Source organism: Streptomyces luteogriseus (assembly GCF_014205055.1).
Classification (GTDB): Bacteria; Actinomycetota; Actinomycetes; order Streptomycetales; family Streptomycetaceae; genus Streptomyces; species Streptomyces luteogriseus.
The window spans coordinates 8,114,509-8,141,387 of sequence record NZ_JACHMS010000001.1 but is presented as its reverse complement, the minus strand read 5'-3'; the positions used below and the strand labels follow the sequence as shown (position 1 = coordinate 8,141,387).

Below are 26,879 nucleotides of genomic sequence, written 5' to 3'. Positions count from 1 at the left end.
CGCCCCGTCAGCGGCGGCCGCCTCCGTAGCCATAGCCGCCGTAGCCGTATCCGTAACCGGGGTAACCGTAGCCCGGGTTGCCGTACCGGCCGTCCGAGTCGCAGTAGTAGCCGTAGCGGTCGCAGGGCGAGTCGGTGGCGGCCGGGCCGCTCGGCGTCGGTCGCGGGGCCGGGGAGGTCACGGACGGCGTCGGGGTGGGCACGGGCGTCCTGGACGGGGTGGGGGTGGGGGTCGGTGCGGGCGTGGAGCGCTGGGCGGGAAGGGCGGCGTTCCAGGTGACGGCCTCCATCTGGAGGTCGGCCTTGGAGGTGTCGATCACCCAGCGCTGGACCTCGTCGTCCACCCGGGCCTTGAGGACCAGGGCTCCCGAGCCGTCGGTGGCGGCCGGGGTCAGGGCCAGGTCCTGGTCCGAGCGGGGCACGAGGGCGCCCTGGAGGGTGAAGTCGTAGCGGATGTTCTTCGGGTCGGGCCGGGACGCGCCCGTGCAGGGGGCCAGCCGCACCGAGTACCCGAGCTGCGAGTCCAGGCACAGGTCGGGGGCGGCGCCGTTGCGCAGCAGTCCGTCGGTCTCGTACGTCCATTGCTGGGCGGCCTCCGCGGAGCAGGGCGCGAGCTCTGCCTCCCCGCCCGCCACGGCCTTCTCGCCGTCGATGCCCACGCACAGGCCCGAGGAGACGTTGTGCAGCCGGCCGCTCAGGGCGCCCTTCTCCGCTTCGCCCGCCCCGGCCCAGGACGAGTCGCCGCTCGCCTCGCCCGCGTCGGAGTCGGGGACCTCACCGGTGGGCCGGTCGGAACCGGCCGGCGCGCCGTCGCCGGAGTTGCCGGTGGACCACAGGACCAGCGGCAGGACGACCAGACCGCTGACGGTCAGGATGCCCGCGGTGAGGTTGCGCCGCCGGGCGGCGCGGCGGGCCGCCTTGTGGGCGGATCTTCGTGCGGCGGTCCGGGGGCCTTCGGGACGACGGGCCGGGGGTGCGGGGGGAGGCGGTACGGCGCGGTCCGCGCGGGCCGGGGCCTGTGCGGTGCCCGCGGCCGGGTCCACTCCCCGGGGTATGCGAGGGGACGGCGGCGTGGCCGCGGGGCCTCCCGGATGGGTGAACGACTCCCCGACCGCGCCGGCGAGGGCGACCGGGTCCGGGAAGACCTCACGGCCCTCACCGGCCGGGCCGGGGAAGGCGTCACGCGCCGCGCGGGCCGGATCCGGCAAGACCCCATCCGCCCCGCCGACCCGATCCGGAGAAGCTTCGCGCGCCCCGCCGACCTGATCCGGGAAGACCCCACCCGCCCCGCCGACCCGATCCGGGAAGGGCTCGCGCCGCCCCTCACGGGCCGGGCCGGGAAAGGACTCGCGCGGTGCGCGAACCGGGTCCGGAATGATCTCGTACGCCAGATCGACCGGGTCGGGAAAGACCTCGCGCGCCAGGGCGACCGGGTCCGGGAACAGGTCACGCGCCGCACCGGCCGGCATCACGGCCGTGGCCGCACCGGCCACACGTCCCGGCCGCTCGCGCTCCGCGGCATCCCGCCCGCCGGCCCGCTCCCCCGCCGCGTGTGCCCGGCTCTGCGCGTAGTCCCGCCCGCCCCAGCCCAGCACCGCCTCCGACAGGGCGACACCGAGGTCGTGGTTGAACTGGTCGAGCTGGTCGGCGGCGGCGCTGCAGTGCCCGCAGCCCTCGATATGCGCGCGTAGATCCGGGTCGATGTCGAGGCCCCCGCGCCGGTACGTCACGTCGAGCAGGCGCAGATAGCGCCGGCACTCCTCGTCGGGAGCGAGTTCACGGTGCAGCTGGAGGCACTCCTCGCGCAGCCGGTCCCGGGCCCGGCCCAGTTCGACCCGCGCGCCCTCCTCGTCCAGGCCGAGCAACCCGGCCGGGGAGACGAGCGGTTCGGCCTCGACCTCGACGTGCCACAGCAGACAGCGGGCGGACTGGGGCAGCCGCTGGAAGGCCCCGGACAGCAGGCGCCGGTGCTGCGAGGGCAGCAGCCGGGAGGCGGGGCGGTCCCCGTCGCCCGTCCCGGTGAGCAGCTGCGGGTGGAGGGAGTCGAGCCGGTGGTCGCCGGCCCACTCGGCCGCGATCCGCCGCACGGTGAGGAGCAGGTGGGGCCGCCAGGCGGAGGACGGGCCGTTCTGCCGGAGGGTCTCGCCGAAAAGCCGGGTGAAAGCCGCGGTCGTGAGCATTCCCGCGGAGCGCGGGCCGTCGGTGCACAGCCGGGCGTAGGCGAAGGCCGCCTCCCAGTGCCGGTCCAGCAGTTCGCCCACGGGGTGAAGCGCGGGCGTCGCTCCGGTCCACTTCCTGAGCTCCGCGCTCAGTTGCTCGTCCGTCGCACCGAACCTGCGGGCCGAGGCCGGGGAATTCGACGGGCCTGCGTCTTTCAAGGCTGCATTCCTCTCAAGGACATACGGAATAAAGTCCATACCAAGGGGTATGCCGGCCCGGCGGCCTCGCGCATACGAAAGAACGGCGTGTTGTGGACACGCCGACAGGGCACACCTTTGCACAGCTCAACGACAGGGAACAAGTGAACCGACGGTTTCGCGCATTGCGTGCCCGGCCAACGCCTTTTGACAAAATGTCAATCAGGTGAGCGAAAGGCATTTCCATGCGGTCCGCCCCCTTTAGCTGCTCGCATTCGCCCGCCTCCGGCACCGGCCCGGAAACCATTGGGTCCCCACCCGAACAGCAGCTCACACCGCCGGCCCTGTTCTCCACGCCGCCCTTTCCCGCCCTCCCCCGGAACCAATAGCAGTGCTCAGCCGGGCGGACCGCCGTGCGTCGTGCGGTACGCCCCGGGCGGTTCCCCGTAGCGCTCGCGAAAGGCGCGGTTGAAGTGGAACGGGCTGACGAAACCCGAGGCCGCGGCCACGCGCTCCACGGGCAGGTCGGTACTCTCCAGCAGCCGGGCGGCATGACGCAGCCGTGCCTCACGCAGGGCGCGCATCGGCGACCGGCCCAGCTGCCGGCTGAACAGATGGGCGAAGCGCGACGGCGACAGCGCGACGCCCCCGGCGAGCGAGCTGACGGTGTGCGGGGCGCCCGGGTCGGCGTCGATCAGCTCCTGGGCGCGACGGATCCGAGCGTCGATGCCGGGCCGGGGCGCGGTCGGCCGGGCACCGGCGGTGGTGAGGAGGACGACCTCCTCCAGTGCGCACAGGGCCAGTTCGCGGGCCGCGCTGCCGTGCGCGACGGCGATCTGCGTGTTCGGGGGTGAGGCCTCGGGCGGCGCCCCGGTGCCGGTCCAGCGGGCGTCGGCGCGCATCCGCCGGAACGCCGTCCCGACGCGGCCGTGCACCCCGGCCGGGGCGGAGGTGACCGCGTACATCCCGTCGCCGGTGGCGTACGGCCGCAGCCACGCGGCCCAGGACGGGCGGGCCTGGCAGTGCGCCCACCAGAACCGCCAGTGGTGGGCCCCGGGCGCGACGGCGTACCCGTGCGGGACACCGGGGGCGAGCACGACCAGTTCGCCCGCGTCGGCCGTGGTCCGCGCACCACCCTGCCACAGCCGACCCCGCCCCGCCGTGGTCCAGGTGAAGAGCCAGCTCGCGGATCCGTGCGGCCGGCTGACGCCGTAGCCGGGCGGCTGGTCGAAGTGGCCGAGGACCACCAGCCCGGGCGGCGGGGCGGGGTCCCCGCTGTCGGGGTGCGCAGCAGTGTCGGGCAATCCGTCAGCACGCACGGGCATCCTCCTGGGCGGTTGCGCGGCCTAGCGTTCTGGAGCGAGGACACCTGACCGAGGAGTGCGTTCATGACAGTCACGGGCAACGGCGCCGTCGGCGCTTCCATCCTGGACCCCGCCGGGCTCCGGCGGTACCGGGAGAGTTTCGAGGAGGACGGTTTCACCGTGGTGCGCGGGCTCTTCGGGGCCGACGCGATCGAGCGGCTGTGCGGTGAGTTCGCGGCGCTGCGGGCGGCCGGCCGGGTGCCCGGGCACTTCGAGCCGCGCGCCGATGACGGGCCGGGCGTTGATCCGCTGCACGTCTGGCCGCGGGTGATGCACCCGCACGAGATCAACGGTCGCGCACGCGAGGTCCTGCTGGACGCCCGGCTGCGGACGGTTCTGGAGGCGCTCCTCGGGGAGGAGGTGCTGGCCGCGCAGAGCATGTTCTACTTCAAGCCGCCCGGGGCCCGGGGGCAGGCGCTGCACCAGGACAACTTCTACCTGCGGGTCGAGCCGGGCACGTGTGTGGCCGCATGGGTGGCCTGCGACGTGATCGACCGGGAGAACGGCGGGCTGGAGGTCGTGCCTGGCACGCACCGCATGGACCTGTTCTGTCCTGAGACGGCCGACTCGGACGTGTCCTTCGCCCGGGAGTACGTTCCCCCGCCGCCGGGGCTGGCGCCGGTGCCGGTGGACATGGCGCCGGGAGACGTCCTGTTCTTCAACGGGAGCCTGGTGCACGGCTCGCAGCCGAACCGGGCGGCCGAGCGGTTCCGGCGGTCGTTCATCGGGCACTACGTGGGGCGGTCGGCGGAGCGGATCGGGCGGTTCTACCGGACGCTGGAGATGAGCGGGGCGAGGGTGGAGCTGGCGGAGAGCGAGGGGGCGGGCCCCTGCGGAACGGAGTTCGAACCGCAGGGCCCGCACTGAGCTTCGAGTGACTGTTCAGTGCCCGGCGATGGGGTGGGGACCGTACGGGCGCTGGAGTTCCTCCAGTTCCTTGTCGCTCAGCTCGATCTCCACGGCCGCCACCGCGTCCTCCAGGTGCCCGGGCTTGGACGCGCCGACGATCGGAGCGGTCACCGCGGGCTGGTGGAGGAGCCAGGCGAGGGCGACCTGCGCGCGGGGGACGCCCCGCTCCCCGGCGATGCGGGTGACCGTCTCGACGATGGCCCGGTCGCCCTCCTGGTACAGGGTGCTGCCGAAGGTGTCGGTGGCGCTGCGCTCGGTGCCGGTGTCCCAGTCCCGGGTGAGCCGGCCTCGCGCGAGGGGGCTCCAGGGCAGGACGGCGACGCCCTGGTCCTCGCACAGGGGCAGCATCTCGCGCTCCTCCTCGCGGTAGATCAGGTTGTAGTGGTTCTGCATGGAGACGAAGCGGGTCCAGCCGTTCAGCCGCGCGGTGTACTGGGCCTTGGAGAACTGCCACGCGTACATCGAACTGGCCCCGATGTAGCGGACCTTGCCCGCCTTCACGACGTCGTGCAGGGCCTCCATCGTCTCCTCGACCGGAGTGTGCGGGTCGAAGCGGTGGATCTGGTAGAGGTCGACGTAGTCGGTGCCGAGGCGGGTGAGGCTCCGGTCGAGCTCGGTCATGATCGCCTTGCGGGACAGTCCGCCGCCGTTCGGTCCGGGGCGCATCCGGCCGTGCACCTTCGTGGCCAGGACGATCTCGTCGCGGCGGGCGAAGTCGCGCAGGGCCCGGCCGACGATCTCCTCGCTGGTGCCGTCGGAGTAGACGTTCGCCGTGTCGAAGAAGGTGATCCCCGCCTCGACCGCCTGCCGGATCAGCGGGCGAGAGGCCTCCTCGCCGAGGGTCCACTCGTGCGTACCGCGGTCGGGCAGCCCGTAGGTCATGCACCCCAGACAGATCCGCGAGACGTCCAGGCCCGTCGAACCGAGCTTCACGTACTGCATCGATGCTGCTCCTGCCTTCGGAGGGTTTCCACGGGGAGCGTACGTGCTCGCGTGCACTCGAAGGCGCGGCCGGTGCGGGCTGCCTGACAGGCCGTCACCGCCGATGCCGGGGTGTGACCGTCAGCCGTGTCCGACCAGGTCCAGGGCCCGTTCCCAGCCGAACTCGGGCCGGCCGCCGTCCTCCCCGGGCTCTCCCGTGTACGGCTCACCGAACCGCACGCCCATCCCCCGCAGCCGTTCGACGCTGTCCCGGTAGGCGGGGTGGGCGGCCAGTGCGCCGGCCACGCACGGCAGGACGGCGACCGGCACCCCGAGCCCCGCGACCTCGCACAGGGTGCCCAGGGCGAGGGTGTCGGCGATGCCGGCCGCCCACTTGTTGACGGTGTTGAAGGTGGCGGGCGCGACGACCACGGCGTCGGGTGCCGGAAAGGGACGCGGCTCGCCCGGGGTGCGCCAGGCAGAGCGGATGGGTCGGCCCGTCTGGGCCTCGACGGCGGCGGTGTCGAAGAAGCCGTTCATCGCGACGGGTGTCGCGATGACACCCACCTCCCAGTCCCGCTCCTGCGCGGCGGTGATCAGCTTGCTGACGTCCACGGCGATGCCCGCGGCGCAGACGACGACGTAGAGGAAGGGCTTGGGGGCGGCCTGTCGGGTCATCCGGAAGACCCTAGCGACTCCCCGGACTCACCTCAGGGGGAACGTGCCTCCGCGTTCCGTCTCCGGCCGGGGGCCGTGGATCCGGCGCTCCCTCTCCTCGATCCGCACGTCGTTGATGCTCGCCTCGCGGCGGGTCATGAGGCCGTGCTCGTCGAACTCCCACAGTTCGTTGCCGTAGGAGCGCCACCACTGCCCGTCGGTGTCCCGGCACTCGTACTGGAAGCGGACGGCGATGCGGTTGCCGTCGAAGGCCCACAGGTCCTTGCGCAGCGCGTACTCCCGCTCGCGCTCCCACTTGCGGGTCAGGAACCGCGCGATCTCGGCGCGGCCGGTGACGAAGGTGCCGCGATTGCGCCAGACGGAGTCCGGCGAGTAGGCGAGGGCGACCTTGTGCGGGTCGCGGGTGTTCCAGGCGTCCTCGGCGGCCTGGACCTTCTGAGCGGCGGTCTCGCGGGTGAAGGGCGGCAGCGGCGGGCGGGCGGTCATGGATCCTCCCTGACAGCACAGGAGAACGAGCGTTCTCCATCGGGCTGCTACCGTAGGAGAACGCTCGTTCTCGCGTCAAGGAGGGTCATCCCATGGACAGTGCAGTGGCCCGGGAGCGGGCACTGGACGCCGCCGAGGAGCTGTTCTACGGGCGGGGGGTGCAGACCGTCGGGATGGACGACGTCCGCGGCGCTTCCGGGGTCTCGCTGAAGCGGCTCTACCAGCTCTTCCCGGCGAAGGAGCTCCTGGTCGAGGCGTATCTGGAGCGGCGCGACACGCGCTGGCGCGGTCGGCTGGCCGAGTACGTCGAGCGGCACGCGGAGCCGGAGCAGCAGCTCCTGGCCGTGTTCGACTGGCTCGGAAGGTGGTTCGGCGAGCCGGGCTTTCGCGGCTGCGCGTGGCTCAACGCGTACGGCGAGCTGGGCGCCACCTCGGAACGGGTGACCGGCCAGGTGCGCGCGCACAAGCGGGCGTTCCGGGAGTACCTCGGCGCGCTCGTGGCGGCGGCGGGACGGCCCGACGCGCTGGCGGGACAGCTGTTCCTGCTGGCGGAGGGTGCGATGGTCACGGCGGGCGTCACCAGGAGCGCCGAGCCCGCGGCCGAGGCGCGCGAGGCGGCCCGGCGGCTCCTGGACACCGGGTGAGGCCCGGGGTCAGCCCACCGTCTCGGACACGGTGATGGCGTTGACCGGGCAGGCGCGGGCCGCCTCCCGCAGCAGTGGGCTGCCGCCGCCCTGCGCGCCGGGCAGCAGGGTGCTGTAGCCGTCGTCGTCCTGGGTGAAGACGTCCGGGGCGGTCAGGGCGCACTGGCCCGCGCCGATGCAGACGTCCTGGTCGATGTCGATGTGCATGTGCGGAGGCCTCTCACCAGGTCACGGGGAGTTCCAGCATCCCCTGGATGGTGTCGCCGGGCTTGAAGGGGATCTCCTCGGCCGGGGCGGCCAGGCGCAGGGTGGGCAGCCGGTCGAAGAGGCTGTGCAGCGCGATCTCCAGCTCGGCGCGGGCGAGGTTCTGGCCGAGGCACTGGTGGATGCCGAAGCCGAACGCGACATGGTGACGGGCGGACCGGCTCCAGTCGAGTGTGTCCGGGTCGGGGTAGACCGTCTCGTCACGGTTGATGACGGAGGTCGCGAAGACCACTCCCTCACCCTTGCGGATCGTCGTCCCGGCCACCTCGATGTCCTCGACGGCCAGGCGCAGCATGCCGTCCGCGATGGACAGCATCCGCATCAGTTCCTCGACCGCGGCCGGCAGCAGCCGCGGGTCCGCGCGCAGCTCGGCGAGCCGCTCGGGATGCCGGAGCAGGGTGAAGGTGCCGAGTGAGATCATGTTGGCGGTCGTCTCATGGCCCGCGACCAGCAGGATGAGGGCCATGGCGATCAGGCCCTCGCGGTCGAGGTCACCCTCGCGCAGTTGCCGGTGGACCAGGTCGTCCAGCAGGCCGGTGCCGGGGTCCTGCTGCTTGCGGTCGATCAGCTCGCCGAAGTACGCCTCCAGCCGGTCGCGGGCCGCGAGCACGTCGGCGGCCTCGGGGCCGCGCAGCAGCCGTCGCGACTGGGCCTCGAAGAAGTCGTGGTCGGCGTAGGGGACGCCGAGCAGGGCGCAGATCACCATGGAGGGCACGGGCAGCGCGAAGGCGCTCACCAGGTCGGCGACCGGGCCCGCGGCGATCATCGCATCGAGCCGCTCGTCCACGATCTGCTGGATCCGTGGCCGGAGTTCGACGGCCCGCTTGAGGGTGAAGTCCCCGACGACCATCCGCCGCTGGGCGCGGTGCTCGGGGTCGTCGACGCCGAGCAGGGCCGTTCTGCGGTTGCGGATCCCGGCCAGGCGCTTGGTGGAGGCGGGGAAGCCGGGCCGGTCGCGGTTGGACGACAGGCGCGGGTCGGCCAGCAGCGCGCGGGCCGTGGCGTGCCCACTGACGAGCCACGCCTCGCGTCCGTCGAAGAGGGTGATGCGGGTCAGGGGGCGTTCCGTGCGCAGCGCGTCGTAGGCGGCGGGCGGGTGGTAGGGGCAGGTCCGGCTCTGAGGGAAGGCGACGGGTGCGGTCGTGTCCGTCATGAAGACCTCGCAGACGAGTAGTACGTCGTACCGATCTTCATTAGATGCCCCAGGCATCTAATGAGGCGACGCGAAGTTCGGCCAGATCGCCGACACCGGCAACATGGCCGGGGAACGCCGCCCTGCCGTTCGAACACCGGGAGCGGTGGCGCGTGTCGCGGGTCCGCCACCCGTGCCGGGGGCGCGTGCGCGCCGGCACCGACGCGAAAACCGGTTGTCGGCGCGGCAGGGCAGGGCTCAGGATCCGGCCATGTCTACGTTCACCGTTCTCCCGCCGTTGTCCGCCGCCGCTTCCGCCGCGGGCCGACAGCAGCAGTCCGGCCGCCGGGGAGGACCGACACCGCCGCGGTCATGACGGGCGCGCTCGTCGCGGGGCTGCTCGCCGGGTACGGCATCGCCGTCCCCGTGGGCGCCGTCGGGACCTACCTCGTCTCCCTCACCGCCCGCACCTCCCTGCGCACCGGGGCCTGCGCCGCGCTCGGCGTCGCCACCGCCGACGGGCTCTACGCCCTCGCGGCCACCCTCGGGGGCACCGCTCTGGCGTCCGCGCTGCGGCCGGTGCTCGGGCCGCTGCGGTGGGTGTGCGTGCTCGTGCTGCTCGCCCTGGCGGCATGGGGCGCCGTCACCGCGCTGCGCGAGCACCGCGGCCACCGGCTCGCGACCCGGACCGCCCCCGCTCCCCCGAGTCCGGCCCGGGCCTATCTGGGCCTGCTGGGCATCACCCTGCTCAACCCCACCACCGTCATCTACTTCGCCGCCCTCGTGCTCGGTTCGCAGGCCAGTGGACCGGCCGGTCCACTGGAGCAGGGCGTGTTCGTGCTGGCGGCGTTCGCCGCCTCCGCGAGCTGGCAGGTGCTGCTGGCCGGGAGCGGCGCCCTGCTGGGCCGCGCGCTGACCGGCCATCGGGGCCGGCTGGCGACGGCGCTGGCCGCGAGCGGGGTGATGACGGCTCTGGCCGTGCGGATGGCGCTCGCGCCGGGGTGAGGTCCGCTTCCGGCCCGATCCGGCCGGGTACGGATGATTCCCGGGGGCACGGGTGTTGAAGGCAGATGGCGATGAGCCGCGGACGCGACGATGGGACGGATGCCATGCCTCTCGAAGGCGAGTACGAACCCAGCCCGACGCAGTGGGTGCGCAAGCAGGTCGAGCTGTACGAGAGCTCCGGCGGCAAGGAGGGGACGACACTCCAGGGCTCGACGATGCCGGTCGTCATCCTGACCTCACGGGGCGCGCGAAGCGGGAAGCTGCGCAAGACACCCGTGATGCGGGTGGAGCACGAGGGGCGTTACGCCGCGGTGGCTTCCCTGGGCGGGTCGCCGAAACATCCCGTCTGGTACTTCAACCTGCTGGCCGATCCGCAAGTGGAGCTCCAGGACGGGCCGGTGAAGCAGGACATGATCGCCCGTGAGGTCACCGGTGACGAGAAGGCGGCCTGGTGGGAGCGGGCCGTCGCGGCGTACCCGGCGTACGCCGGCTACCAGGAGAAGACCGACCGGGAGATTCCGGTGTTCGTCCTGGAGCCGGCCGAGGGCGGCTGAGTACGGGGCCGGCTGCCCCGTGCGGGCAGCCGGCGAAAAATCTTGCTCCCAGGGGGTGTGAACCCGTAGCGAGGGGGCACGCGAGGTTCAGGCCCCGCCGCGTTCCCCCGTCGCGGCGGGGCTTTCCGCTGCCTCGCGGGCGAGCCGGTCCGTCACGTCGAGGAATATCTGGTCCGCCTCGGGCACCGTCCGGGCGATGGACTGCTTGATACGGACGGCGACCTCCTCCACGCGCTCGCTGTCCAGGCCGGGCACCAGGTCGACGCGGGCGGCCACCAGAGCCGTGTCGAGGCCCGTCTTCATCGTGAACAGCGCTTCCACACTGTCGATCTCCGGCTGGGCCCGCAGCAGCGACTCGATCCGCCCGCTCGACTCCGGGTCCGCCGCCTCGCCGATCAGCTGGTCGCGGGCGTCACGGCCCAGCCGGAAGGCCACGTAGACCAGCAGCGCGCCGATCGCGAGCGAGGCGGACGCCTCCCACACCACCTGGCCGGTGACCATGTGCAGGGCCATGCCCACGATGGCCAGGGTGACGCCGAGCACCGCGGTGCCGTCCTCGGCGACGACCGTCCGCAGTGCCGGATCGCGCATCCCGGCACCGGCGCCGCCCTGCCGGCGCACCTGGTAGAGCGCCCGCAGCAGCGAACCGCCCTCCGCGAGAAGGGCGATCCCGAGCACGATCAGGCCGGCCACATAGCCGCCGAGTTCCTCCTCCGCACCGCTCGTCAGGGCCTCGAAACCCTGGAAGAAGGAGAAACAGCCACCCATGACAAAAATGCCGACGGCCGCGAGGAGCGACCAGAAGAACCGCTCCTTGCCGTAGCCGAAAGGGTGACGCCGGTCGGCGGGACGGCGGCTGCGGCGCAGCGCCGCGAGCAGGAACACCTCGTTCAGGCTGTCGGCCACCGAGTGGGCCGCCTCGGACAGCAGGGCGGGCGACCCCGCCGCCAGGCCGCCGATGGCCTTGGCCACCGCGATCACCAGATTGGCTGCGAGCGCCACCAGCACGGTGACGCGGGTCCTGCGATCACTTCCTTCATCAGTCACCCACGCCGATTGCCCCGGTCGGCGGTGCTCACACCGTGCCGTCGGCGGAAAACGGGGAACGCGTTCACCAGGGTCCACGTAGGGCAAGGAGGTCACCCCCATGAGCCGCGACGACGGCGACGACGGCAACACCGGCTACGGAAGGAGGACGTTCAAACGGTCCAGGGCACACTTCGCGGACCGCATCGCCGCGGACGGCCGGGACGGCTGGCCGGTCGAGGCCGGCCGCTACCGTCTGGTCGTCAGCCGCGCCTGCCCGTGGGCGAGCCGGTCACTGGTCTCGCGGCGGCTGCTCGGCCTGGAGGACGCTCTGTCCCTGGCCGTCACCGACCCGATCCAGGACGACCGCAGCTGGCGCTTCACCCTCGACGAGGACGACCGCGACCCGGTCCTCGGCATCCGCTATCTCAGCGAGGCCTACGACCGGCGCGAGAGCGACTACCCCGGCGGTGTCAGTGTGCCGGCGATCGTGGACGTGCCCAGCGGCCGGCTGGTGACCAACGACTACCAGCAGCTCACCCTCGACCTCGCGACCGAGTGGACGGCCCTGCACCGGGACGGCGCGCCCGACCTGTACCCGGACAAGCTGCGCGACGAGATCGACGAGGTGATGGCGGGCGTCTACGAGGACGTCAACAACGGTGTCTACAAGGCGGGTTTCGCCACCGGGCAGGAGGAGTACGAGGCCGCCTGCTCGGGTGTGTTCCGGCGGCTGGAGCTGCTCGCGGAGCGGTTGGAGCGGCAGCGCTACCTCGTCGGCGACACGATCACCGAGGCGGACATCCGGCTGTTCACCACGCTGGTGCGTTTCGACGCGGTCTACCACGGTCACTTCAAGTGCAACCGCTGGAAGCTGACGGAGAACCAGGTGCTGTGGGCGTACGTCCGCGACCTGTACCAGACCCCCGGGTTCGGCGACACCGTCGACTTCGACCACATCAAGCGCCACTACTACCAGGTGCACACCGGCATCAATCCGACCCGCATCGTCCCCCTGGGCCCGGACCTGTCCGGCTGGCTGACCCCCCACCACCGCGAGGAACTGGGCGGCCGGCCGTTCGGCGACGGCACACCGCCCGGGCCGGTCCGCGCCGAGGAGCGGATCCCGGCGGCGCACACCCCCTGACCGCTTCGACCCCTCAGCTACCAAGGAGTTCCCGTGGCAAAGAAGAAGAAGATGTCCCTCGCGTACCAGCCCCTCGGGTTCGTGCTCGGCTGGTCGGGCGGCTGGCTGGCCGGGCTCGCCTTCCGCAAGACGTGGATGGCGATCCGGAACGAGGAGGACGCGCCCGACGCTCTGGACAAGGACCGCGGCTGGGGCGAAGTGCTGCTGGCCGCCGCGATCCAGGGCGCCATCTTCGCGGTGGTGCGCAGCGCCGTGGACCGCGCGGGTGCCAAGGCCATCGAGCGTTCGACCGGCACCTGGCCGGTCGGCGAGAAGGGCGGCCGGGACTGACAGCGACGCGGCCCCGCCCGGCACCGTACCGGGCGGGGCCGTCCTGTGCGCTCGGCCGTCCTGCTGGATCGTCTTCACGGGTGGGCGCGACTCGGGGCGCAGGACGGCGGGCAGGCCCTTGGGCCTGTCGGCACCGGGCGTACGCCGCGCTCAGCCCTGCTTGGGTGCCGTCGGAGCGGTGCGGCGCAGGGTGAAGGAGTGGCCCGCCGGGTCGGCGTAGCCGCGCTCCTCCAGGGGGCCCGAGGGCTCCTTGGCCTCCAGGGGGCGGCCGCCGAGGCTGATGACGCGGCGTTCGACCGCGTCGAGATCGTCGACCACGAACTCCAGGTGGGCCTGGAGGGAGTTCTCGGGACGCGGCCAGCTGGGCGGGGTCGCGTTGACGTCCCGGCGCAGTGCGATCCGGAAGCCGTCGGCGCTCTTGATCTCCACCCGGTTGGCGGTGGCGTCCGACTCCTCCCCCTCCAGCAGTTCCTTGTAGAACACGGCGAGCTTCTCGGGCTCGGCGCAGTCGAGCACGAGGACCCCCGCTTTCACCAGTGCCATGTCTCCTCCGCAGGATTCGGCCGCGGGGCGGTCGTGCCCCGCGGGTCCGTACCATGCGGATATCCCGGCCCGGCCGATTCAGTCGGACTTCAACCACCGTCCGTCACGCATGAGTTCACGGCCGTCGAGTTCATCGGCCTCCCGCCAGGCCTGCACCCGCCGCGGCACGACACGGAAGTAGAGGTACGGCGTGGCGAGCCGGCGGGGGTCGAACCCGGTCTTGGCGGCGAAGAGTTCGGCGTCCTGCTCGGTCAGCTCACCGGGCTGGACGGTCTCCACCGTGCCTTCCACCATGACCACGTCACGGGTCGGCCCGATGCCCACGCGGGCCCGGCCGGACGCGGCGAGGTTGCGTCCGGTGGGGCTGGACGCGGGCGTGGCGAACAGCAGGTACGAGCCGTTCCAGAGGAAGGACAGCGGGACGAGGTAGGGCGTCCCCGACGCGCCGTCGGCCGTGGCGACCCAGGCGTCCACGTCGTGGTCCAGGCGGTGCAGGGTGTCCTTCTTGCGCTGCTCGGTGCTGCGTACGGGTACGGACGTCATCGTCGGTGCGCCTCCTGGTCGGTCGTCGAACGGACTTCGACCAGTGTGGCGTTCCGCGGCTCCGGAGGCTCGGTGGACGAGCCGGTACCGGGTGAGGGGCGAGGGAGTATACGCAGCTCACGCGCTTCGGGCAGTAACGGAGATCACGGCAGGGTCACGGAATGGCTCATTCACGTCATGGGCAGCCTCGTACCGCTTCTCGGTTCAACTTTCGGACTGCGAAGCCCAGTTCGAGTGTGCGGACGGTCACGGCACCGTCCGCTCGTAGGGGTGGGGGGACTCTGCGTTCCGTCTCCCGAAAGGAAACGCATGCCTCAGGACGTCCGGTTCGACCTGCCCTTCGAGACCCCGGTCAGCCACCCACACGCCTCGGGCGATGCAGCGCATCTCGGATCCAGGGGTCGCGCTACGTCTGACGGGCCACGAGTGCTTCCTGATCAGCACGGCTGAGGCGGCGATGCAGGTGCTCGCCTCGCAGCAGGAGTGCCGTCGTCGCAGCAGTCGCGCCCCCCGCGGTCGTTCGTAGCAGAAGCCGTAGCCGGTCGCGTGAGTCCGGCTGTCCGGCGAGGCCGTCGCGGAAAGTACACAAGATTCCCGGGCACGGCCGGTCGACGACCGCGGTCGGTCGGTGCCGTTGCCAGGACCACAGCTCATTGGGAGACCGGTGTGAAATCTCGAGTCGCAGGTGCTGTTCCGAAGGCGTCCGCCGACAGCTCGCTCCCGGCGCAGACAAGCGCCCAGCTCCACCCCACGGAGGCGGGGAACAGCCTGGCCCGCCTCCTGCTGAAACACATCAAGGTGAGCACGGAGCAGTACCGAAGGTCCCAGAACGCCGCTCAGCAGCGGCTGAACGCATTCGGCTCCCCCCACTCCAGCACCACGCTGCAGGTGGAGGGAGCCCTCCATCTGGCGCGGCCCGCGTTCCTCCCGCCCGACGAGGAGGGCTACGCCAGGCTGAGGCACCTCGACACGAGCCTGCGCATGATCGAAGCAGCCTTCCCCCAGGTCGGCACCGACATCGAGGTCTGCAGACTGACCTGCGCGATGCTGGAAGGGGCCTGGCGGAGCCGGGCAATCACCCCGTCGCGCGAGGAGGAACAGACAAGCGTCTGCGCCTGCCCGTTGTGCCGTCGGCTGCCCACGCCCCCCGCACGTACGCTGGACGACTACCGCTGGCGGCAGAGCGCCGGCCGCCCCCTCACCGTCAAGACCTGGCCACACCGCCGGGAGCTCGACAGCGTCCTGACCGGTGGATGGTCCTGGACCCGGCAGATGAACGACCTCGAACGAGACCTCGGCCACCGCCACCGCTTCGAGGACGACATCCTCGTCTTCCACGAATACAAACGCGTGGTCGACACTATCGACACCACGCGCCTCACCCAACACGTCGAAGGCCGCCTGGCCGAGAATTTCAGCACCAACAGCGCACGGGCCCTGGTCTCCGGACTCTTCGCGGCCCACAAGCGATCCGTCGACGAGTACTGGCTCCAACAGCACGACGCGGGCGGCGTCACGCTCCCCCAGACCAACCCGCTCGACCAGGGCGCCTACTCAGCCCTGCAGATGCTGGACTGCCTGTTCTGGCACGTGGCCCCCGACACCGAACTCTGGCAGGAGGAGAACCTCGCCTCCCTGCTGCTGTGCCGCGTCATCGACGACATGGCCGATGTACGGGCCGACGCCCTCACCGGCGAGATCAGCAACTTCTGGCTCGCCGACATGCCCACCCACACCAAGGCGCTCTACGCCGCCTGCGCGATAGCCCTCGTCAAGTACGGCTGCACGCCCGAGGCCCACAGCCCGATGTGGAACACCTGGCTGCTGACCACCACCATCGTCTGGATGGGGCTCACGGGCCGCCACGCCCTGTGGTTCGACGGCATCACCCAGGGCCTCCCCCCGGCCGAGGAGTGCCCGCTGTGCGACCTGCAGCCCAACCCGTGCACCGGCATCCTCACCCACGGCACCACCCTCACCTTCGCCCCGCGGCCCACCGCACCTGCACTGAGCGCCCGGACCGCCGAGCTGTCCGCACGCTGTCGAGCCCAGTTCCCCCGGACATGGCCCCTCTTCGACGCCGAGCTCCATGCCTTCGAGGCACTGCACGGCCCCTGGTCCGGCGACACGGACAGCACCTGGGAGATCCTGCGCCGCACCTACATCGCCGCCGTTGAGGCATCCCGCGACGCACCCTCGCCGGACCGCGCCCGTCATGTCCAGCAAGACGCCGGCGTAGTCGGATCCGAGAGGTTCCACGCCCTGCACGACCCTCAGACCGGAAGGGAGGACACCGCACTGCTCGCCTACATGTTCGGCTGTGCCCACCCGCATTTCCTCTGGAACGCCACGGGATACCGTCCCACGGGCGTCGCGGGCGACTGGCTCGACGGCTGACGCCTCACCCCTGAAGGCCCGGGCCGTGCCCAGAACGGCCCGGGCCGAAGGGCGATGAAGAGGACGACGTCGCGGCACCGCGAGGCCTCCCCGGACGCAGCTCGGTCGACGGCCCGCTGAGCGTGTGAGCCACCGCCTGCACCCACGCACGGCGTTGCCCGGCCGGAAACCGGCCGGGCAACAGGCTGCCGACGTGGCCTAGACGGTGAACTCGACCGGCAGGCTGTCCAGCCGGGACTCCCACGTGGAGGCGGTCGAGCCGAGTTCTTCCGGCGGTACGGCCAGGCGCAGGTCCGGCAGCCGGTGCAGCAGGACGTCCACGCCGACCTCGATGATGGACTGACCGATGGTCTGCCCCGGGCACTCGTGCGGTCCGGCGCTGAACGCCAGATGCGACTGGTTGCCCTGCACGGCGACGGCCGAGTCGGGCCGTACCTCCGGGTCGAGGTTGCCGGCGGCCAGGCCCAGGATGAGCAGCTCTCCCTCCTGGACGTGATGGCCTCCGAGCTCCAGGTCGGCGGTCGCGAACCGGCCCGGCAGCACGGACAGCGGTGGGATGTCCCACATGACCTCTTCCACCACCGAGGAGATGTTCAGCTCCCCGCTGACCAGACCGGACAGCCGGGCGGCGTCGGTGAGGACCCGTTGCAGGACCCGGGCCAGCAGGTTGCTGGTGGTGGTGTGGGCGGCGATCAGCACCAGGCGCAGATGGCTGACGACCTCGTCGTGGTCGAGGCCGGCCGGGTGCTCCAGCAGGGCCGTGGCGAAGTCGGAGCCCGGCTCGGCCCGCTTGCGCTCGGCGAGTTCCCCGAGGATCTGCATGATCCGGTCGTTGTGCTCGAGGGCGCCCTCACCACCCTTGAAGACCTGGGCGCACGACTCGATCAGGCGCAGCCCGTCCGCCGCGGGTAGGCCCAGCATCCTGGTCAGCACGAGCATCGGCAGTTGCTCGGCGTAGTCGGCCACGAGGTCGGCGCTTCCGGCGTCGACGAACGCGTCGATCCGCTTGTTCGCGAAGTGCGTGACGTGCCGCCGGACGCCCCGGGTGGTCGCCGCCTGCAACCCGTCGGTGACGGCGCCGCGCAGCCTGCGGTGCGGTTCGCCGTCCTGGGACACACAGTCGGGGCGCCAGCCGACCATCGGCATGATCGGCGAGGTCTCCTCGATCCGGCCCTCCCGCCAGTCCCGCCAGATCCTCGCGTCCCGGCTGAACTGGCGGGGGTTGTCGAGCACCCGCCGGTTGTCGCGGTAGCCGAGCACCAGCCAGGCGGGTACGTCGCCTTCGAGCAGGACCGGCGCGACCGAGCCGTGCTCCTTGCGCAGCCGCTCGTAGATGCCCATCGGGTCGGTCGCGGCGTCCGGGCCGTACAGCCGGGTCAGGTCGGCCCCGTGATGGGCGACGGGGCAGCCCCGCACGGCCTGGAGTCCGGATTCGGTCGAGTCGTTCATCGGGGCTCCAGGGCCACGGCCGAGCGTTGCTTCAGATGGTGGATCAGTGCGACCAGGACGTCCCGGCTGGAGGCCCGGTCACGGGCGTCGAAGGCCACGACCGGGGTGTGCTCGGGTATGTCCAGGGCGTCCCGGATCTCCTCGACCGGGTAGTTCCCCGAGTCGGGGAAGACGTTCAGCGCGACCACGAAGGGGACTTCCAGCCGTTCCATCTCCTCGATCGCCCGGAAACTGGACTCCAGGCGGCGCGTGTCCACCAGGACGACGGCGCCGAGGGCCCCCTTGAACAGCCCGTTCCACAGGAACCAGAAGCGTTCCTGCCCGGGCGTGCCGAACAGGTACAGCACCAGGCTCTCGTTGATGCCGATCTTGCCGAAGTCCAGGCTGACGGTGGTCTGCGTCTTGTCGGCGACGCCGATGAGATGGTCGACGTCGGCACTGGCCTGGGTGAGGGTCTCCTCGGTGGTGAGCGGCTTGATGTCGCTGACCGACCGGACCATCGTGGTCTTCCCGGTGCCGAACCCGCCGGCGATCATCACCTTCACCGAACGGGTGTCCCCGGCCGAGCCTCCGGGTTGGTCAAAGCCTTTCAAGTCCACTCAGTACCTCCTCAAGGAGCGCGAGGTCGGGCCCGCGGCCGGCTTCGTGTGCCGGGATGGGGTTACGGGCTTCGACGCGACCTGCGTCCAGCAGGTCCGACAGCAGCACCGCGAGAATGTTGAAGGGGAGCCCGAGGTGAGCGCCGAGCTCGGCGACCGACAGCGGGTCGCGGCAGCGGCGGAGGATCTCCTCGTGCTCGTGCTGCATGCCCGGTAACGGGGCGGCGCGGGAGACGACGAGGGTCGCCACGTCGAGGCTCGACGCCGAACCGCCCGGTCCGCTGCGCCCGCCGGTGAGGACGTAGTAGCGCTCGAGACCGGACGGGTCCGACGGTCTGCGGGGAGCACTCATCCAGAGTGCTCCTCCAGGCGCGGAGTGGTGCCGAGGAGTTCACCCATCCTGCGGGCCAGGTCCCTCATCTGGTGACCGAGCAGGCCCTGGTCGAGGCCTTCCCTGGCGAGGACGCCGAGGTACGTCTCCACGCCCGCGCGCACGACGAAGAGGTGCCCGCCGTCCACCTCGATCATCGCGAGGCGCAGCTGCCCGGCGTACTTGGGGAACTGTTCGGCGACCGGCTGGGCGAGGGCCTGCAGGCCGGCCACCACGGCGGCGAAGCGGTCGACGTCGTCGGGGTCTTCGGCGCCGTAGGAGGTGATGGCCTTGCCGTCGCTGGAGGCCACGAGGGCGAAGCGGATCTCCTGGATGCTCTCGACGAGATCGCGGAGCGCCCAGCTCACATCTGTTCCTTGTTGCGTCATGGGACTAGTCGCTCTCTTCGGTGCGGTGCTCGGTGTACTCGCGGCCGGCGAGGGTGTCGCGGTCGCCGGCCGCCTCGGTGGCCTCCGCCGCGTCGCGTCCGGCGGTGGCGAAGGCGGCGAGACCCGAGAAGGACGCGTCCGGCGGGACGGCGGCCACCGGGCCCCGGTCGGTCCGCTCGGCCGGCCTGGGCGCCTCCGTCTCGCTCCGCTTGCTGCGGCGCCGGGGCAGTCCACCGGGCGTGGTCTCCCCGGCCTCCGCCTGCGCGGCCCGTGGTTCGGGCACGGTGGCCGTCTCGCGAGCCGGGGCCGCGGTGGCGGTGCGGGCCTGCGGGGCGGGCGCGGACGGCGCGGTCGCGGCCGTGGGCAGCGGGCTGAAGTACTTGTGCGGGACCACGATCACCACGGAGGTACCGAGCCACGGCGAGTCCGCGAAGGTGACGCGGATGCCGTAGCGGCGGGCAAGGGCGCCGACGACGCGCAGGCCGATGCTGGCGTCCTCGGTGATGCCGCCGAGTCCGGCGCCGGGCGCGGTGCCCGCGAGGGCGTGTTCGGCCTCGCGCTTCTTCTCCTCGCTCAGCCCCTTGCCGGAGTCCTGGATCTCGATGCCGACGCCGTTGGGGACCTCCTTGCCGGAGATGAGCACCGGCTCGGTGGGCGGCGAGTAGCGGGCCGCGTTGTCCAGCAGGTGGGCCAGGACCAGCGTGAGGTGGTCGACGAGGCCGCCGTCGACGCCGAGTTCGGGCAGGTGGCGCACCTGGATCCGGTGGAAGTCCTTGATCCGGCCGATGCCGCCGCGCACGACGCTGAGCAGCCGCTGGGGCTCCTGCCACTGGCGGCCGGGCCGGTCGGAGCCGCCGAGCACTCCGATGCTCGCGGCGAGCGAGTCGGCGGGGCCGAGCTCCTGGTCGAGCTCCATGAGACCGCGGGCGACGGCCGGCAGCCGGCCGTGCTCGCCCTGCATCTCGTGCAACCGGCCGCGGAGCTTGCTGGTGAGGACGTGGATGCGGTTGCCGATGCTGATCACGGCCTGCTCGGCGGAGGTGGAGCGGTCGAACTCCGCCTCCAGCCCGATCAGGGAGGTGCGCAGCAGCTTGCGCAGTTCGGCCTGGAGTTCCGAGCCGACCTTGGCGCACTGGCTGACCGTGGGCAGCAGGTCGTCGATGGCGTCGCCGGCGCGCAGCTTCTCCATCGCGGCGGGCAGCTGCTCGTCGGCGAGCCGGGCGACCGCGGCGAGCTGGTGGGACAGCTGCTCCTGCCAGACCTCGGCCTGGTCTGCGAGCTGGGCCTCGTAGGACGTGGCCTGCTCGGCCAGCCGTTCCTCATAGGCCCGGGACCGTTCGGTGAGCTGTGACTCGTAGGTGGCGCTCTGGTCGGCGAGCTGCGTCTCGTACGTGGCGCTCTGGTCGGCCAGGCGCCGCTCGTACGTCGCGCTCTGCTCGTTGAGCTGCGCTTCCAGGCCGGCACGCTCGGCGGCGAACTTGCGTTCGAGTCCCGCCATATGCTGCTGCCACTGCTGGTTGTGCTCGGCCTGCGTGGCGCGGAAGGAACCCTCCGCCCGGTGCAGTTGGGACCGGGTGCGCAGCAGCAGGCGTACACACACGGCGCTGGCAGCCGTCGCCGCGACTCCGGCGACGGCCACGGTTATTCGCTCCGAGCTCATGAACGTGGCGGCAACGGTCCCGCCTCCCAAGCCCAGCGGCATCAACCACCAGCTGTACCAGGCGACAGGGGCCCGCGCCGCCGGTGGCGGAGTGGCGAGTTCCATCTGCATCCTTCGAAGCAACACGAACGAACAGGGGGGGTGTGGATCGCACTCATGAGTACGCACCGCGAGTCGATCGGACGCGATCGCGTCAACTCGCAGCGCCGATTGGAACCTTATCGGGTTTGGACCCGAAAGGATCAACCGCGACCACCCGCCGGAGGTGAGGGTTCCGTCACGCTCTGACAGAAGACAACAGGTCGACAAATGGCTTTGCTGTCAATGGAATTGGCGGCGCGTCAGGCCTGCGGCAGGCCGCGGACCGTGACGTACGCCGAGGTCGCGGAGGTCAGCGGGCGGTCTGGAACGTGCGGCGGTAGGCCTGCGGGGAGACCCCGATCGCCGCGTTCAGGTGCTGCCGCAGGGATGCGCCGGTCGCGAAGCCGACCCGGCCGGCGATCTGATCCACGGTCAGGTCACTGGATTCGAGCAGGTGCCGGGCCCGGACCACGCGCTGCTGGATCAGCCAGCGGCCGGGACTCAGGCCCACCTCGTCGTGGAAGCGGCGGGCGAAGGTGCGCTGGCTCATCCGGGCGTGGCCGGAGAGATCGGCGAGAGTCAGCGGTTCGTCGAGGCGCTCCAGGGCCCAGGCTCGGGTGCCGGCGGTGCTCGCGGCGCCCTGCTCGGGGACGGGCTGCTCGATGTACTGGGCCTGGCCGCCGTCCCGGAAGGGCGGGACGACACAGCGGCGGGCGACGCTGTTGGCCAGCTTGCTGCCGTGGTCCTTGCGGACGAGATGCAGGCAGATGTCCACACCGGAGGCGGCCCCGGCGGAGGTGAGGAACGGATGGTCGTCGACGAACAGCACGTCCGGGTCGAGGTCGACACGCGGGAACATGCGCCGGAACCGGTCGGCGACCTGCCAGTGGGTGGTCGCCCGGCGGCCGTCGAGGAGGCCGGCGGCGGCGAGGACGAAGGCGCCGGTGCAGATCGAGACGATGCGGGTGCCGGGGCGGATGAGCGCGAGCGCGGCCAGGACGTCGTCGGACACCTCGTCGGCCAGGTGGGCGGGCGCCACGGGCGCGATCACCACCGTGCCGGCCGTGGCCAGGGCTTCGGGGCCGTGCTCCACGGTGACGCCGAAGTCCGCGTTGGTGCGCACCGGACGGCCGTCGACCGAGCAGGTGAGGACCTCGTAGCGGTCATCGGCCGCGCCGAGGATCCGGCTGGGGATGCCCAGCTCGAAGGGATAGACCCCGTCCAGGGCCAGGACCACCACTCGCTCACGCCGCATGGCACGATCTTATCGAATGTTGGCAATCTTGCCATTGGCGGGCGGTGTGGGGGACGGCACGCTGGTTGACCATGAGCACACAGAACACGATGCGAGCCATCAGCCAGGACGTCCTCGGCGGTCCCGAGGTCTTGAAGGAAGTGGAGATCGAGCGCCCGGTACCGAAGCCGAACGAGGTACTGGTCCGGGTGCGGGCCGCGGGGGTCAACCCGACCGACTGGAAGCACCGCGCGACCGGCGGGTTCCTGGGCGAGCCGCCCTTCGTCCTCGGCTGGGACGTCTCCGGGGTGGTGGAGGCGGTCGGCATCGGCGTCGTGGCCTTCGCGCCCGGTGACGAGGTCTTCGGCATGCTGCCCTATCCCTATGGCCACGGCTCGCACGCCGAGTACGTCATCGCCCCCGTCCGCGCCCTGACCCGGAAGCCGGCCGCCGTCGACCACACCCAGGCGGGCGCGCTTCCGCTGGTCTCGCTCACCGCCTGGCAGGCGCTGACCGAGCACGCGGGCCTCCGGCCGGGGCAGCGGGTGCTGATCCATGCCGCGGCCGGCGGGGTCGGGCATGTGGCGGTGCAGATCGCCAAGGCGCGCGGCGCGTACGTGGTCGGCACGGCGAGCGCGGGCAAGCACGCGTTCCTGCGCGAGATCGGCGTCGACGAGACGATCGACTACCGCGAGACGGACGTCACCGAGGCCGTGAAGGACGTCGACGTCGTGCTGGACACGATCGGCGGGGACACCTCTCTGCGCTCGCTGCGCGTGCTGCGCCCCGGCGGCGTCCTGGTGTCGATCCTCCCGGGCGGCTCGGACGAGCTCTACGAGGAGGCCGAGCGGCTCGGCGTCCGGGCGCTGCGGATGCTGGTGGACGCCGACCGCGGCGGCATGGAGGCGATCGCGGACCTGGCCGGGGCGGGGAAGCTGCGCGCCACGATCGCCGGCACCTTCCCCCTGGCCGGAGCCGCCGAGGCACACACCCTCGGCGACACCGGCCGTACGACGGGGAAGCTGGTGCTGCTGAACGACTGAACCGGCACCGGGCGGGCGGTGTCAGAACGTCAGGACCGGCTTGATCGTCTTGCCGGACCGCATGTCCTGGACCGCCCGGTCGATGTCCTCGAAGGGGTAGGTGCCGATCAGGCGGTGCAGCGGGAGCCGGCCGTTCTTCACCAGGTGGACCAGGGCCGGGATCATGGTCCGGGTCTCGCTGTCGCCGAGGGTGAGACCGACGATCCGCTTGCCGCCGAGGAGGCCGTTGACGTCCAGGGCGACCTCGGTACCGAAGGGCGGGGCGCCGACGACGACCAGGGTGCCGCGGGCGGCGAGCGCGTCGACGCCCTGCCGCAGGACACCGACATGGCCGGTGGTCTCCACCACCCCGTCCGCGCCCTGCCCGCCGGTGATCTCCGCGAGGGCCCGGAGAAGGTCCGTCCCGCTCGTGTCGACGGTGTGGGTGGCGCCCAGCTCCGCCGCGAGGGCCAGGCGTTCGGCGACCCGGTCGACGGCGACGATCCTGGTGGCCGGGGACAGGGCGGCCGCCATCACCGCCGACAGGCCGACCGCTCCGGCCCCCAGGACGACGACCGTGCCGCCGGTCTCCGGCTTCAGGACGTTCCACACGGCCCCGACCCCGGTCTGCACGCCGCAGCCCAGCGGGGCGATCGACTCCAGCGGCACATCCGGGTCGACCTTGACCAGGCTGCGCTCGTCGGCCAGCGCCAGCTCCGCGAAGGAGGACTGGCCGAAGAAGTGGCCGCCCAGGCTCACGCCGTCCCGGCTGATCGTGCTCGTCCCGTCGGCCCGGCCGCCGCCGAGCAGGTTCAGCGGCAGCCAGGTCGCGCAGTACGCGGGATGCCCGCCGCGGCAGTTGCGGCAGTCGCCGCAGGAGGTGAAGGAGAGCAGCACGTGGTCGCCCGGCGCGACGCCGGTGACGGCGGGGCCGACGGCTTCGACGACGCCCGCGCCCTCGTGGCCCAGGACACCGGGCAGCGGGAAGGGCAGTCCGCCGCTCGCCACCCCCAGGTCGGTGTGGCACAGGCCGGTGGCGACCATGCGGACCAGCGCCTCGTGCGGGCCCGGCGCGTCGAGGACGACGTCGGAGAGGGTGAAGGGCGCGCCGCCGGACTCGACGACCGCGGCTCGGGTGGGTGTGGACATCGCGATGGCTCCTTGACGGTGTCTCAGTCGAGCGAGACGACGACGGACTTGACCTTGGTGTAACCGGCGAGTGCCTCGGGCCCGTACTCGCGGCCGTAGCCGGAGTCCTTCACCCCGCCGAAGGGCACCGCGGGGTCGAGCATCGCCCAGTCGTTGATCCAGACGATGCCGGCCTGGAGCCGGTCGGCGACCCGGTGGGCGCGGGCGAGGTGGCTGGTCTGGACGCCCGAGGCCAGGCCGTACGGCGTGGAGTTGGCGAGGGCGACGGCCTCGTCCTCGTCGTCGAAGGGCTGCACGGTGAGGACCGGCCCGAAGATCTCCTCCTGGATCACCCGGGAGTCGTTCGCCAGGTCGGCGATGACGGTGGGCTTGTAGTAGTAGCCGCCGTCGAGGTCGAGCCGCTCGCCGCCGCAGACGATGCGGGCGCCCTCCAGGCGGGCCAGGGCGACGTACTCCTCGACCTTCTTCAGGTGCTTCTCTGCGGCCATCGGGCCGATGACCGTGGCCGGGTCGCGGGGGTCGCCGACCGGCACACCGGGCACGGCCTCGGCGAGGATGCCGAGCAGGGTCGGGTACACCGAGCGGGCCACCAGCAGGCGCGGGCCACCCATGCAGAACTGGCCGGTGTTGAAGACGAATCCCTTGATGACCGAGCCGACCGCCTTCTCCAGGTCGGCGTCCTCGAAGACGATGTGGGCGGCGTTCCCGCCGAGTTCCATGGTGACGGGCTTCAGCGCCTCCCCGGCGACGCTCGCCACGTGCCGGCCGATCGCTGTGGAACCGGTGAAGGCGACCTTGTCCACACCCCGGTGCCGCAGCAGCGCCTCCCCCGCCACCGGGCCGGTGCCGGTCACGACGTTGACCACGCCGTCGGGGACGCCGGCCTCCTGGAGCAGCCGGGCCATGTACAGGGCGCTGAGCGGTGTCTCGTCGGCCGGCTTGTGGACGACCGTGTTGCCGGCCGCCAGCGCCGGGGCGAGCTTCGAACCGGCCAGGATCAGTGGGAAGTTGAACGGGGTGATCGCGGCGACCACGCCCAGGGGCTCGCGCTTGGTGTAGGCGAGGGCGTTCATGGGGAGATCGCGCAGTGCCCCGTCCTGGCTCTGGGCGAGATGGGCGTAGTACTCGTAGTCGTTGGCGGCGTTGGTGACGTCGACCGCGCCGCACAGCGTGATCGGCTTGCCGACGTCGAGGCTCTCCAGTGCGGCGAGCTCGTCGGCGTTCTCCCGGATCAGCTGCGCGACGCGCTGCAGCACCCGGCCGCGCTCGCGGCCGCTCAGTCCGGACCATGCGCCGTCGTCGAAGGCCTCGCGGGCGGCGCGTACGGCCGCGTCGACGTCGGCGGGGCCCGCCTCGGCGACGGTGGTGACGGCCCTGCCCCGGGAGGGGTCGATCACCTCGGTGCGCGCCCCGTCCGCGGCCTCGTGCCAGCGGCCCCCGATGAACAGCTGCCCGGGTGTGCTCTCGAAGGTGGTCATCGCCACTCCTCAGCGTCGTCGCCAAGATTTCAACAAACAGGTTTCCTGTCTGTGCGCAGTCTCTTTACGGACAGGTTTCCTGTCAATGGTCTAGCCTGCCTCCATGCTCGACACACCGGTGACCAAGGCGTCCCCCTCCCTGCTCTACATGGTCAAGCAGGTGGAGCTCGTCGTGCGCTCCCATCTGGACGAGCTGGTCAGACCCTCCGGGATCACCGCTCTGCAGTACACGGCGCTGACCGTGCTCGAACGGCACGACGGGCTGTCCGCGGCCCAGCTGGCGCGCGACTCCTTCGTCACCGCCCAGTCCATCGCGGACCTGGTCCGTTCCCTGGAGGGCCGCGGACTCGTGCTCCGGGAGCGCAATCCCCGCAACCGCCGGGAGCTGCTGATCCTGCTCACCGACTCCGGCCGTGAGCTGCTGGCCCGGCATGCCGGGCCCGTCCGGGAACTGGAGGAGCGGATGGTGCACGACCTCACCGCGCACCAGACCGAGCAGTTCCGTCAAGCGCTCACCAAGGCCTGGCACGCCCTGTCGTAGCTGCGCCGGGCCGCCGCTACGCGCCCCCGGAATCACGCCCGCGTACGCCCCGGCGTGAACGTCGGCCAACTCGGCCGGAATTCAAAGACATATGTCAATCGAACATGCTCAAATTCACTCGTTGGAGGGTAACTTGCAGAGCGGGGAACGGCGTTGAGGCCGTCGCCCCTCCCCACGCACGGAGCAGGCTGGAGGCGATCTCGTCGTGCGGCAGGAACCTGCACCGCTCACCCGGCATCTGCGCGTCCGTCAGGAACGGGGACACACGGTGCTGGAGTTCCGCGGCGAGATCGACCTCGCCGCGGCCGCGGAGATCTCCCCGCACCTGGACCGGGAGACCGACCGCCCCGCCGCCCGGATCGTGATCGACCTCAGCCGGATCGACTTCTTCGACTGCTCGGGACTGCGACTGCTGTACCGGGCCCGCAGCCGGGTGCTCGACCGGCGGGGCCATGTGCTCCTCGTCTGCGCGCACCCGCTGACGCTGCGCGTCCTGCGGATCACCGGCCTGTCCCGGCTGCTGCCTCCGCAGCCGACGCTGGACGCCGCCCTGGAGCAGCCCGAGGCGACGTCCCGCCCCTGACGGACGCGCGCCCCGCGTGCTTCCA

Annotated in this window: 28 protein-coding genes; 10 read left to right on the top strand and 18 right to left on the bottom strand. The window is 71.8% G+C overall.

Features of this window, described 5'->3' with window-relative positions; all coding sequences use genetic code 11:
- Positions 1 to 7: 7 nt before the first annotated feature.
- Complete coding sequence (locus BJ965_RS36180; protein WP_246546189.1) at positions 8 to 2,377, bottom strand: RICIN domain-containing protein; 2,370 nt, start codon at positions 2,375 to 2,377, stop codon at positions 8 to 10.
- Positions 2,378 to 2,751: 374 nt separating this feature from the next.
- Positions 2,752 to 3,681, bottom strand: coding sequence for a helix-turn-helix domain-containing protein (locus tag BJ965_RS36175; RefSeq protein ID WP_184915382.1), 930 nt, complete (start codon positions 3,679 to 3,681; stop codon positions 2,752 to 2,754).
- A gap of 63 nt (positions 3,682 to 3,744) precedes the next feature.
- Between BJ965_RS36175 and BJ965_RS36170 the strand changes: the two genes are divergently transcribed.
- Complete coding sequence (locus tag BJ965_RS36170; protein ID WP_184915379.1) at positions 3,745 to 4,587, top strand: phytanoyl-CoA dioxygenase family protein; 843 nt, start codon at positions 3,745 to 3,747, stop codon at positions 4,585 to 4,587.
- 15 nt (positions 4,588 to 4,602) lie between these two features.
- Here the strand turns inward: BJ965_RS36170 and BJ965_RS36165 are convergent, their stop codons facing one another.
- From BJ965_RS36165 to BJ965_RS36155, 3 genes are all read right to left on the bottom strand, one after another.
- On the bottom strand, positions 4,603 to 5,571 hold the full coding sequence (locus BJ965_RS36165) for an aldo/keto reductase (RefSeq protein WP_184915376.1): 969 nt from the start codon (positions 5,569 to 5,571) through the stop codon (positions 4,603 to 4,605).
- A 120-nt stretch (positions 5,572 to 5,691) separates the two neighbouring features.
- The gene (locus BJ965_RS36160) at positions 5,692 to 6,228 is read right to left on the bottom strand and encodes a flavoprotein (RefSeq protein WP_184915371.1); all 537 of its coding nucleotides are present in this window, start codon (positions 6,226 to 6,228) and stop codon (positions 5,692 to 5,694) included.
- A 27-nt stretch (positions 6,229 to 6,255) separates the two neighbouring features.
- Entirely contained in the window at positions 6,256 to 6,714 is a 459-nt protein-coding gene (locus tag BJ965_RS36155) for a nuclear transport factor 2 family protein (protein ID WP_184915368.1), read from the bottom strand.
- Positions 6,715 to 6,806: 92 nt separating this feature from the next.
- Between BJ965_RS36155 and BJ965_RS36150 the strand changes: the two genes are divergently transcribed.
- Entirely contained in the window at positions 6,807 to 7,358 is a 552-nt protein-coding gene (locus tag BJ965_RS36150) for a TetR/AcrR family transcriptional regulator (protein ID WP_184915365.1), read from the top strand.
- Between the two features lie 9 nt (positions 7,359 to 7,367).
- On the opposite strand, the gene BJ965_RS36145 is transcribed toward BJ965_RS36150, so the two are convergent.
- On the bottom strand, positions 7,368 to 7,565 hold the full coding sequence (locus BJ965_RS36145) for a ferredoxin (protein WP_184915362.1): 198 nt from the start codon (positions 7,563 to 7,565) through the stop codon (positions 7,368 to 7,370).
- 13 nt (positions 7,566 to 7,578) lie between these two features.
- Positions 7,579 to 8,775: a cytochrome P450 gene (locus BJ965_RS36140; RefSeq protein ID WP_184915358.1), complete on the bottom strand. Its 1,197-nt coding sequence runs from the start codon at positions 8,773 to 8,775 to the stop codon at positions 7,579 to 7,581.
- Positions 8,776 to 9,126: 351 nt separating this feature from the next.
- On the opposite strand from BJ965_RS36140, the gene BJ965_RS36135 reads away from it, so the two are divergent.
- Together BJ965_RS36135 and BJ965_RS36130 are read left to right on the top strand one after the other, a co-directional pair.
- On the top strand, positions 9,127 to 9,759 hold the full coding sequence (locus BJ965_RS36135) for a LysE family transporter (RefSeq protein WP_184915355.1): 633 nt from the start codon (positions 9,127 to 9,129) through the stop codon (positions 9,757 to 9,759).
- Between the two features lie 104 nt (positions 9,760 to 9,863).
- On the top strand, positions 9,864 to 10,313 hold the full coding sequence (locus BJ965_RS36130; protein ID WP_184915352.1) for a nitroreductase family deazaflavin-dependent oxidoreductase: 450 nt from the start codon (positions 9,864 to 9,866) through the stop codon (positions 10,311 to 10,313).
- A gap of 87 nt (positions 10,314 to 10,400) precedes the next feature.
- On the opposite strand, the gene BJ965_RS36125 is transcribed toward BJ965_RS36130, so the two are convergent.
- On the bottom strand, positions 10,401 to 11,321 hold the full coding sequence (locus BJ965_RS36125) for a cation diffusion facilitator family transporter (RefSeq protein WP_030845171.1): 921 nt from the start codon (positions 11,319 to 11,321) through the stop codon (positions 10,401 to 10,403).
- 139 nt (positions 11,322 to 11,460) lie between these two features.
- Between BJ965_RS36125 and BJ965_RS36120 the strand changes: the two genes are divergently transcribed.
- Together BJ965_RS36120 and BJ965_RS36115 are read left to right on the top strand one after the other, a co-directional pair.
- Positions 11,461 to 12,486 carry a glutathione S-transferase family protein gene (locus BJ965_RS36120; RefSeq protein WP_184915349.1) on the top strand — a complete coding sequence of 342 codons (1,026 nt, stop codon included), beginning with the start codon at positions 11,461 to 11,463 and terminating at the stop codon, positions 12,484 to 12,486.
- A 33-nt stretch (positions 12,487 to 12,519) separates the two neighbouring features.
- Complete coding sequence (locus tag BJ965_RS36115; protein WP_184915346.1) at positions 12,520 to 12,816, top strand: DUF4235 domain-containing protein; 297 nt, start codon at positions 12,520 to 12,522, stop codon at positions 12,814 to 12,816.
- A gap of 150 nt (positions 12,817 to 12,966) precedes the next feature.
- Here the strand turns inward: BJ965_RS36115 and BJ965_RS36110 are convergent, their stop codons facing one another.
- Positions 12,967 to 13,359, bottom strand: coding sequence for a VOC family protein (locus BJ965_RS36110; RefSeq protein ID WP_030845174.1), 393 nt, complete (start codon positions 13,357 to 13,359; stop codon positions 12,967 to 12,969).
- 78 nt (positions 13,360 to 13,437) lie between these two features.
- Positions 13,438 to 13,902, bottom strand: coding sequence for a pyridoxamine 5'-phosphate oxidase family protein (locus BJ965_RS36105; RefSeq protein ID WP_184915343.1), 465 nt, complete (start codon positions 13,900 to 13,902; stop codon positions 13,438 to 13,440).
- A gap of 666 nt (positions 13,903 to 14,568) precedes the next feature.
- On the opposite strand from BJ965_RS36105, the gene BJ965_RS36100 reads away from it, so the two are divergent.
- Entirely contained in the window at positions 14,569 to 16,299 is a 1,731-nt protein-coding gene (locus tag BJ965_RS36100; protein WP_313667564.1) for a hypothetical protein, read from the top strand.
- Positions 16,300 to 16,497: 198 nt separating this feature from the next.
- On the opposite strand, the gene BJ965_RS36095 is transcribed toward BJ965_RS36100, so the two are convergent.
- From BJ965_RS36095 to BJ965_RS36070, 6 genes are all read right to left on the bottom strand, one after another.
- On the bottom strand, positions 16,498 to 17,748 hold the full coding sequence (locus tag BJ965_RS36095) for a cytochrome P450 (protein ID WP_184915340.1): 1,251 nt from the start codon (positions 17,746 to 17,748) through the stop codon (positions 16,498 to 16,500).
- On the bottom strand, positions 17,745 to 18,347 hold the full coding sequence (locus BJ965_RS36090) for a GTP-binding protein (protein WP_184915338.1): 603 nt from the start codon (positions 18,345 to 18,347) through the stop codon (positions 17,745 to 17,747). Before BJ965_RS36090 ends, BJ965_RS36095 begins: the two co-directional genes overlap by 4 nt.
- On the bottom strand, positions 18,328 to 18,699 hold the full coding sequence (locus tag BJ965_RS36085) for a DUF742 domain-containing protein (protein WP_030845180.1): 372 nt from the start codon (positions 18,697 to 18,699) through the stop codon (positions 18,328 to 18,330). The genes BJ965_RS36090 and BJ965_RS36085 overlap by 20 nt, the downstream gene beginning before the upstream one ends.
- Positions 18,696 to 19,106, bottom strand: coding sequence for a roadblock/LC7 domain-containing protein (locus BJ965_RS36080; protein WP_003994857.1), 411 nt, complete (start codon positions 19,104 to 19,106; stop codon positions 18,696 to 18,698). Before BJ965_RS36080 ends, BJ965_RS36085 begins: the two co-directional genes overlap by 4 nt.
- A gap of 4 nt (positions 19,107 to 19,110) precedes the next feature.
- Positions 19,111 to 20,871 (bottom strand): ATP-binding protein, encoded by a 1,761-nt coding sequence (locus BJ965_RS36075; RefSeq protein WP_184915335.1) that lies wholly within the window; start codon positions 20,869 to 20,871, stop codon positions 19,111 to 19,113.
- A gap of 286 nt (positions 20,872 to 21,157) precedes the next feature.
- Positions 21,158 to 22,102, bottom strand: a complete 945-nt coding sequence (locus tag BJ965_RS36070; protein WP_184915332.1) for a GlxA family transcriptional regulator — start codon at positions 22,100 to 22,102, stop codon at positions 21,158 to 21,160.
- Positions 22,103 to 22,173: 71 nt separating this feature from the next.
- On the opposite strand from BJ965_RS36070, the gene BJ965_RS36065 reads away from it, so the two are divergent.
- On the top strand, positions 22,174 to 23,124 hold the full coding sequence (locus tag BJ965_RS36065) for an NADP-dependent oxidoreductase (protein ID WP_184915329.1): 951 nt from the start codon (positions 22,174 to 22,176) through the stop codon (positions 23,122 to 23,124).
- Between the two features lie 21 nt (positions 23,125 to 23,145).
- On the opposite strand, the gene BJ965_RS36060 is transcribed toward BJ965_RS36065, so the two are convergent.
- Both BJ965_RS36060 and BJ965_RS36055 read right to left on the bottom strand, forming a co-directional pair.
- Positions 23,146 to 24,252, bottom strand: coding sequence for an NAD(P)-dependent alcohol dehydrogenase (locus BJ965_RS36060; RefSeq protein ID WP_184915326.1), 1,107 nt, complete (start codon positions 24,250 to 24,252; stop codon positions 23,146 to 23,148).
- Positions 24,253 to 24,275: 23 nt separating this feature from the next.
- Positions 24,276 to 25,730 carry an aldehyde dehydrogenase family protein gene (locus tag BJ965_RS36055; RefSeq protein ID WP_184915323.1) on the bottom strand — a complete coding sequence of 485 codons (1,455 nt, stop codon included), beginning with the start codon at positions 25,728 to 25,730 and terminating at the stop codon, positions 24,276 to 24,278.
- A 103-nt stretch (positions 25,731 to 25,833) separates the two neighbouring features.
- On the opposite strand from BJ965_RS36055, the gene BJ965_RS36050 reads away from it, so the two are divergent.
- Both BJ965_RS36050 and BJ965_RS36045 read left to right on the top strand, forming a co-directional pair.
- On the top strand, positions 25,834 to 26,271 hold the full coding sequence (locus tag BJ965_RS36050) for a MarR family winged helix-turn-helix transcriptional regulator (protein WP_184915319.1): 438 nt from the start codon (positions 25,834 to 25,836) through the stop codon (positions 26,269 to 26,271).
- A gap of 205 nt (positions 26,272 to 26,476) precedes the next feature.
- A complete protein-coding gene (locus tag BJ965_RS36045) occupies positions 26,477 to 26,854 on the top strand; it encodes an anti-sigma factor antagonist (protein WP_030845194.1) in 378 nt (125 codons plus the stop codon).
- Positions 26,855 to 26,879 lie beyond the last annotated feature (25 nt).

What these genes read in the sequence shown, in the direction of transcription:
- BJ965_RS36175 (WP_184915382.1), bottom strand. Translation starts at nt 3,681, where the DNA reads ATGCCCGTGCGTGCTGACGGATTGCCCGACACTGCTGCGCACCCCGAC.
- BJ965_RS36170 (WP_184915379.1), top strand. Translation starts at nt 3,745, where the DNA reads ATGACAGTCACGGGCAACGGCGCCGTCGGCGCTTCCATCCTGGACCCC.
- BJ965_RS36165 (WP_184915376.1), bottom strand. Translation starts at nt 5,571, where the DNA reads ATGCAGTACGTGAAGCTCGGTTCGACGGGCCTGGACGTCTCGCGGATC.
- BJ965_RS36160 (WP_184915371.1), bottom strand. Translation starts at nt 6,228, where the DNA reads ATGACCCGACAGGCCGCCCCCAAGCCCTTCCTCTACGTCGTCGTCTGC.
- BJ965_RS36155 (WP_184915368.1), bottom strand. Translation starts at nt 6,714, where the DNA reads ATGACCGCCCGCCCGCCGCTGCCGCCCTTCACCCGCGAGACCGCCGCT.
- BJ965_RS36150 (WP_184915365.1), top strand. Translation starts at nt 6,807, where the DNA reads ATGGACAGTGCAGTGGCCCGGGAGCGGGCACTGGACGCCGCCGAGGAG.
- BJ965_RS36145 (WP_184915362.1), bottom strand. Translation starts at nt 7,565, where the DNA reads ATGCACATCGACATCGACCAGGACGTCTGCATCGGCGCGGGCCAGTGC.
- BJ965_RS36140 (WP_184915358.1), bottom strand. Translation starts at nt 8,775, where the DNA reads ATGACGGACACGACCGCACCCGTCGCCTTCCCTCAGAGCCGGACCTGC.
- BJ965_RS36135 (WP_184915355.1), top strand. Translation starts at nt 9,127, where the DNA reads ATGACGGGCGCGCTCGTCGCGGGGCTGCTCGCCGGGTACGGCATCGCC.
- BJ965_RS36130 (WP_184915352.1), top strand. Translation starts at nt 9,864, where the DNA reads ATGCCTCTCGAAGGCGAGTACGAACCCAGCCCGACGCAGTGGGTGCGC.
- BJ965_RS36120 (WP_184915349.1), top strand. Translation starts at nt 11,461, where the DNA reads ATGAGCCGCGACGACGGCGACGACGGCAACACCGGCTACGGAAGGAGG.
- BJ965_RS36110 (WP_030845174.1), bottom strand. Translation starts at nt 13,359, where the DNA reads ATGGCACTGGTGAAAGCGGGGGTCCTCGTGCTCGACTGCGCCGAGCCC.
- BJ965_RS36105 (WP_184915343.1), bottom strand. Translation starts at nt 13,902, where the DNA reads ATGACGTCCGTACCCGTACGCAGCACCGAGCAGCGCAAGAAGGACACC.
- BJ965_RS36095 (WP_184915340.1), bottom strand. Translation starts at nt 17,748, where the DNA reads ATGAACGACTCGACCGAATCCGGACTCCAGGCCGTGCGGGGCTGCCCC.
- BJ965_RS36085 (WP_030845180.1), bottom strand. Translation starts at nt 18,699, where the DNA reads ATGAGTGCTCCCCGCAGACCGTCGGACCCGTCCGGTCTCGAGCGCTAC.
- BJ965_RS36080 (WP_003994857.1), bottom strand. Translation starts at nt 19,106, where the DNA reads ATGACGCAACAAGGAACAGATGTGAGCTGGGCGCTCCGCGATCTCGTC.
- BJ965_RS36075 (WP_184915335.1), bottom strand. Translation starts at nt 20,871, where the DNA reads ATGGAACTCGCCACTCCGCCACCGGCGGCGCGGGCCCCTGTCGCCTGG.
- BJ965_RS36070 (WP_184915332.1), bottom strand. Translation starts at nt 22,102, where the DNA reads ATGCGGCGTGAGCGAGTGGTGGTCCTGGCCCTGGACGGGGTCTATCCC.
- BJ965_RS36065 (WP_184915329.1), top strand. Translation starts at nt 22,174, where the DNA reads ATGAGCACACAGAACACGATGCGAGCCATCAGCCAGGACGTCCTCGGC.
- BJ965_RS36060 (WP_184915326.1), bottom strand. Translation starts at nt 24,252, where the DNA reads ATGTCCACACCCACCCGAGCCGCGGTCGTCGAGTCCGGCGGCGCGCCC.
- BJ965_RS36055 (WP_184915323.1), bottom strand. Translation starts at nt 25,730, where the DNA reads ATGACCACCTTCGAGAGCACACCCGGGCAGCTGTTCATCGGGGGCCGC.
- BJ965_RS36050 (WP_184915319.1), top strand. Translation starts at nt 25,834, where the DNA reads ATGCTCGACACACCGGTGACCAAGGCGTCCCCCTCCCTGCTCTACATG.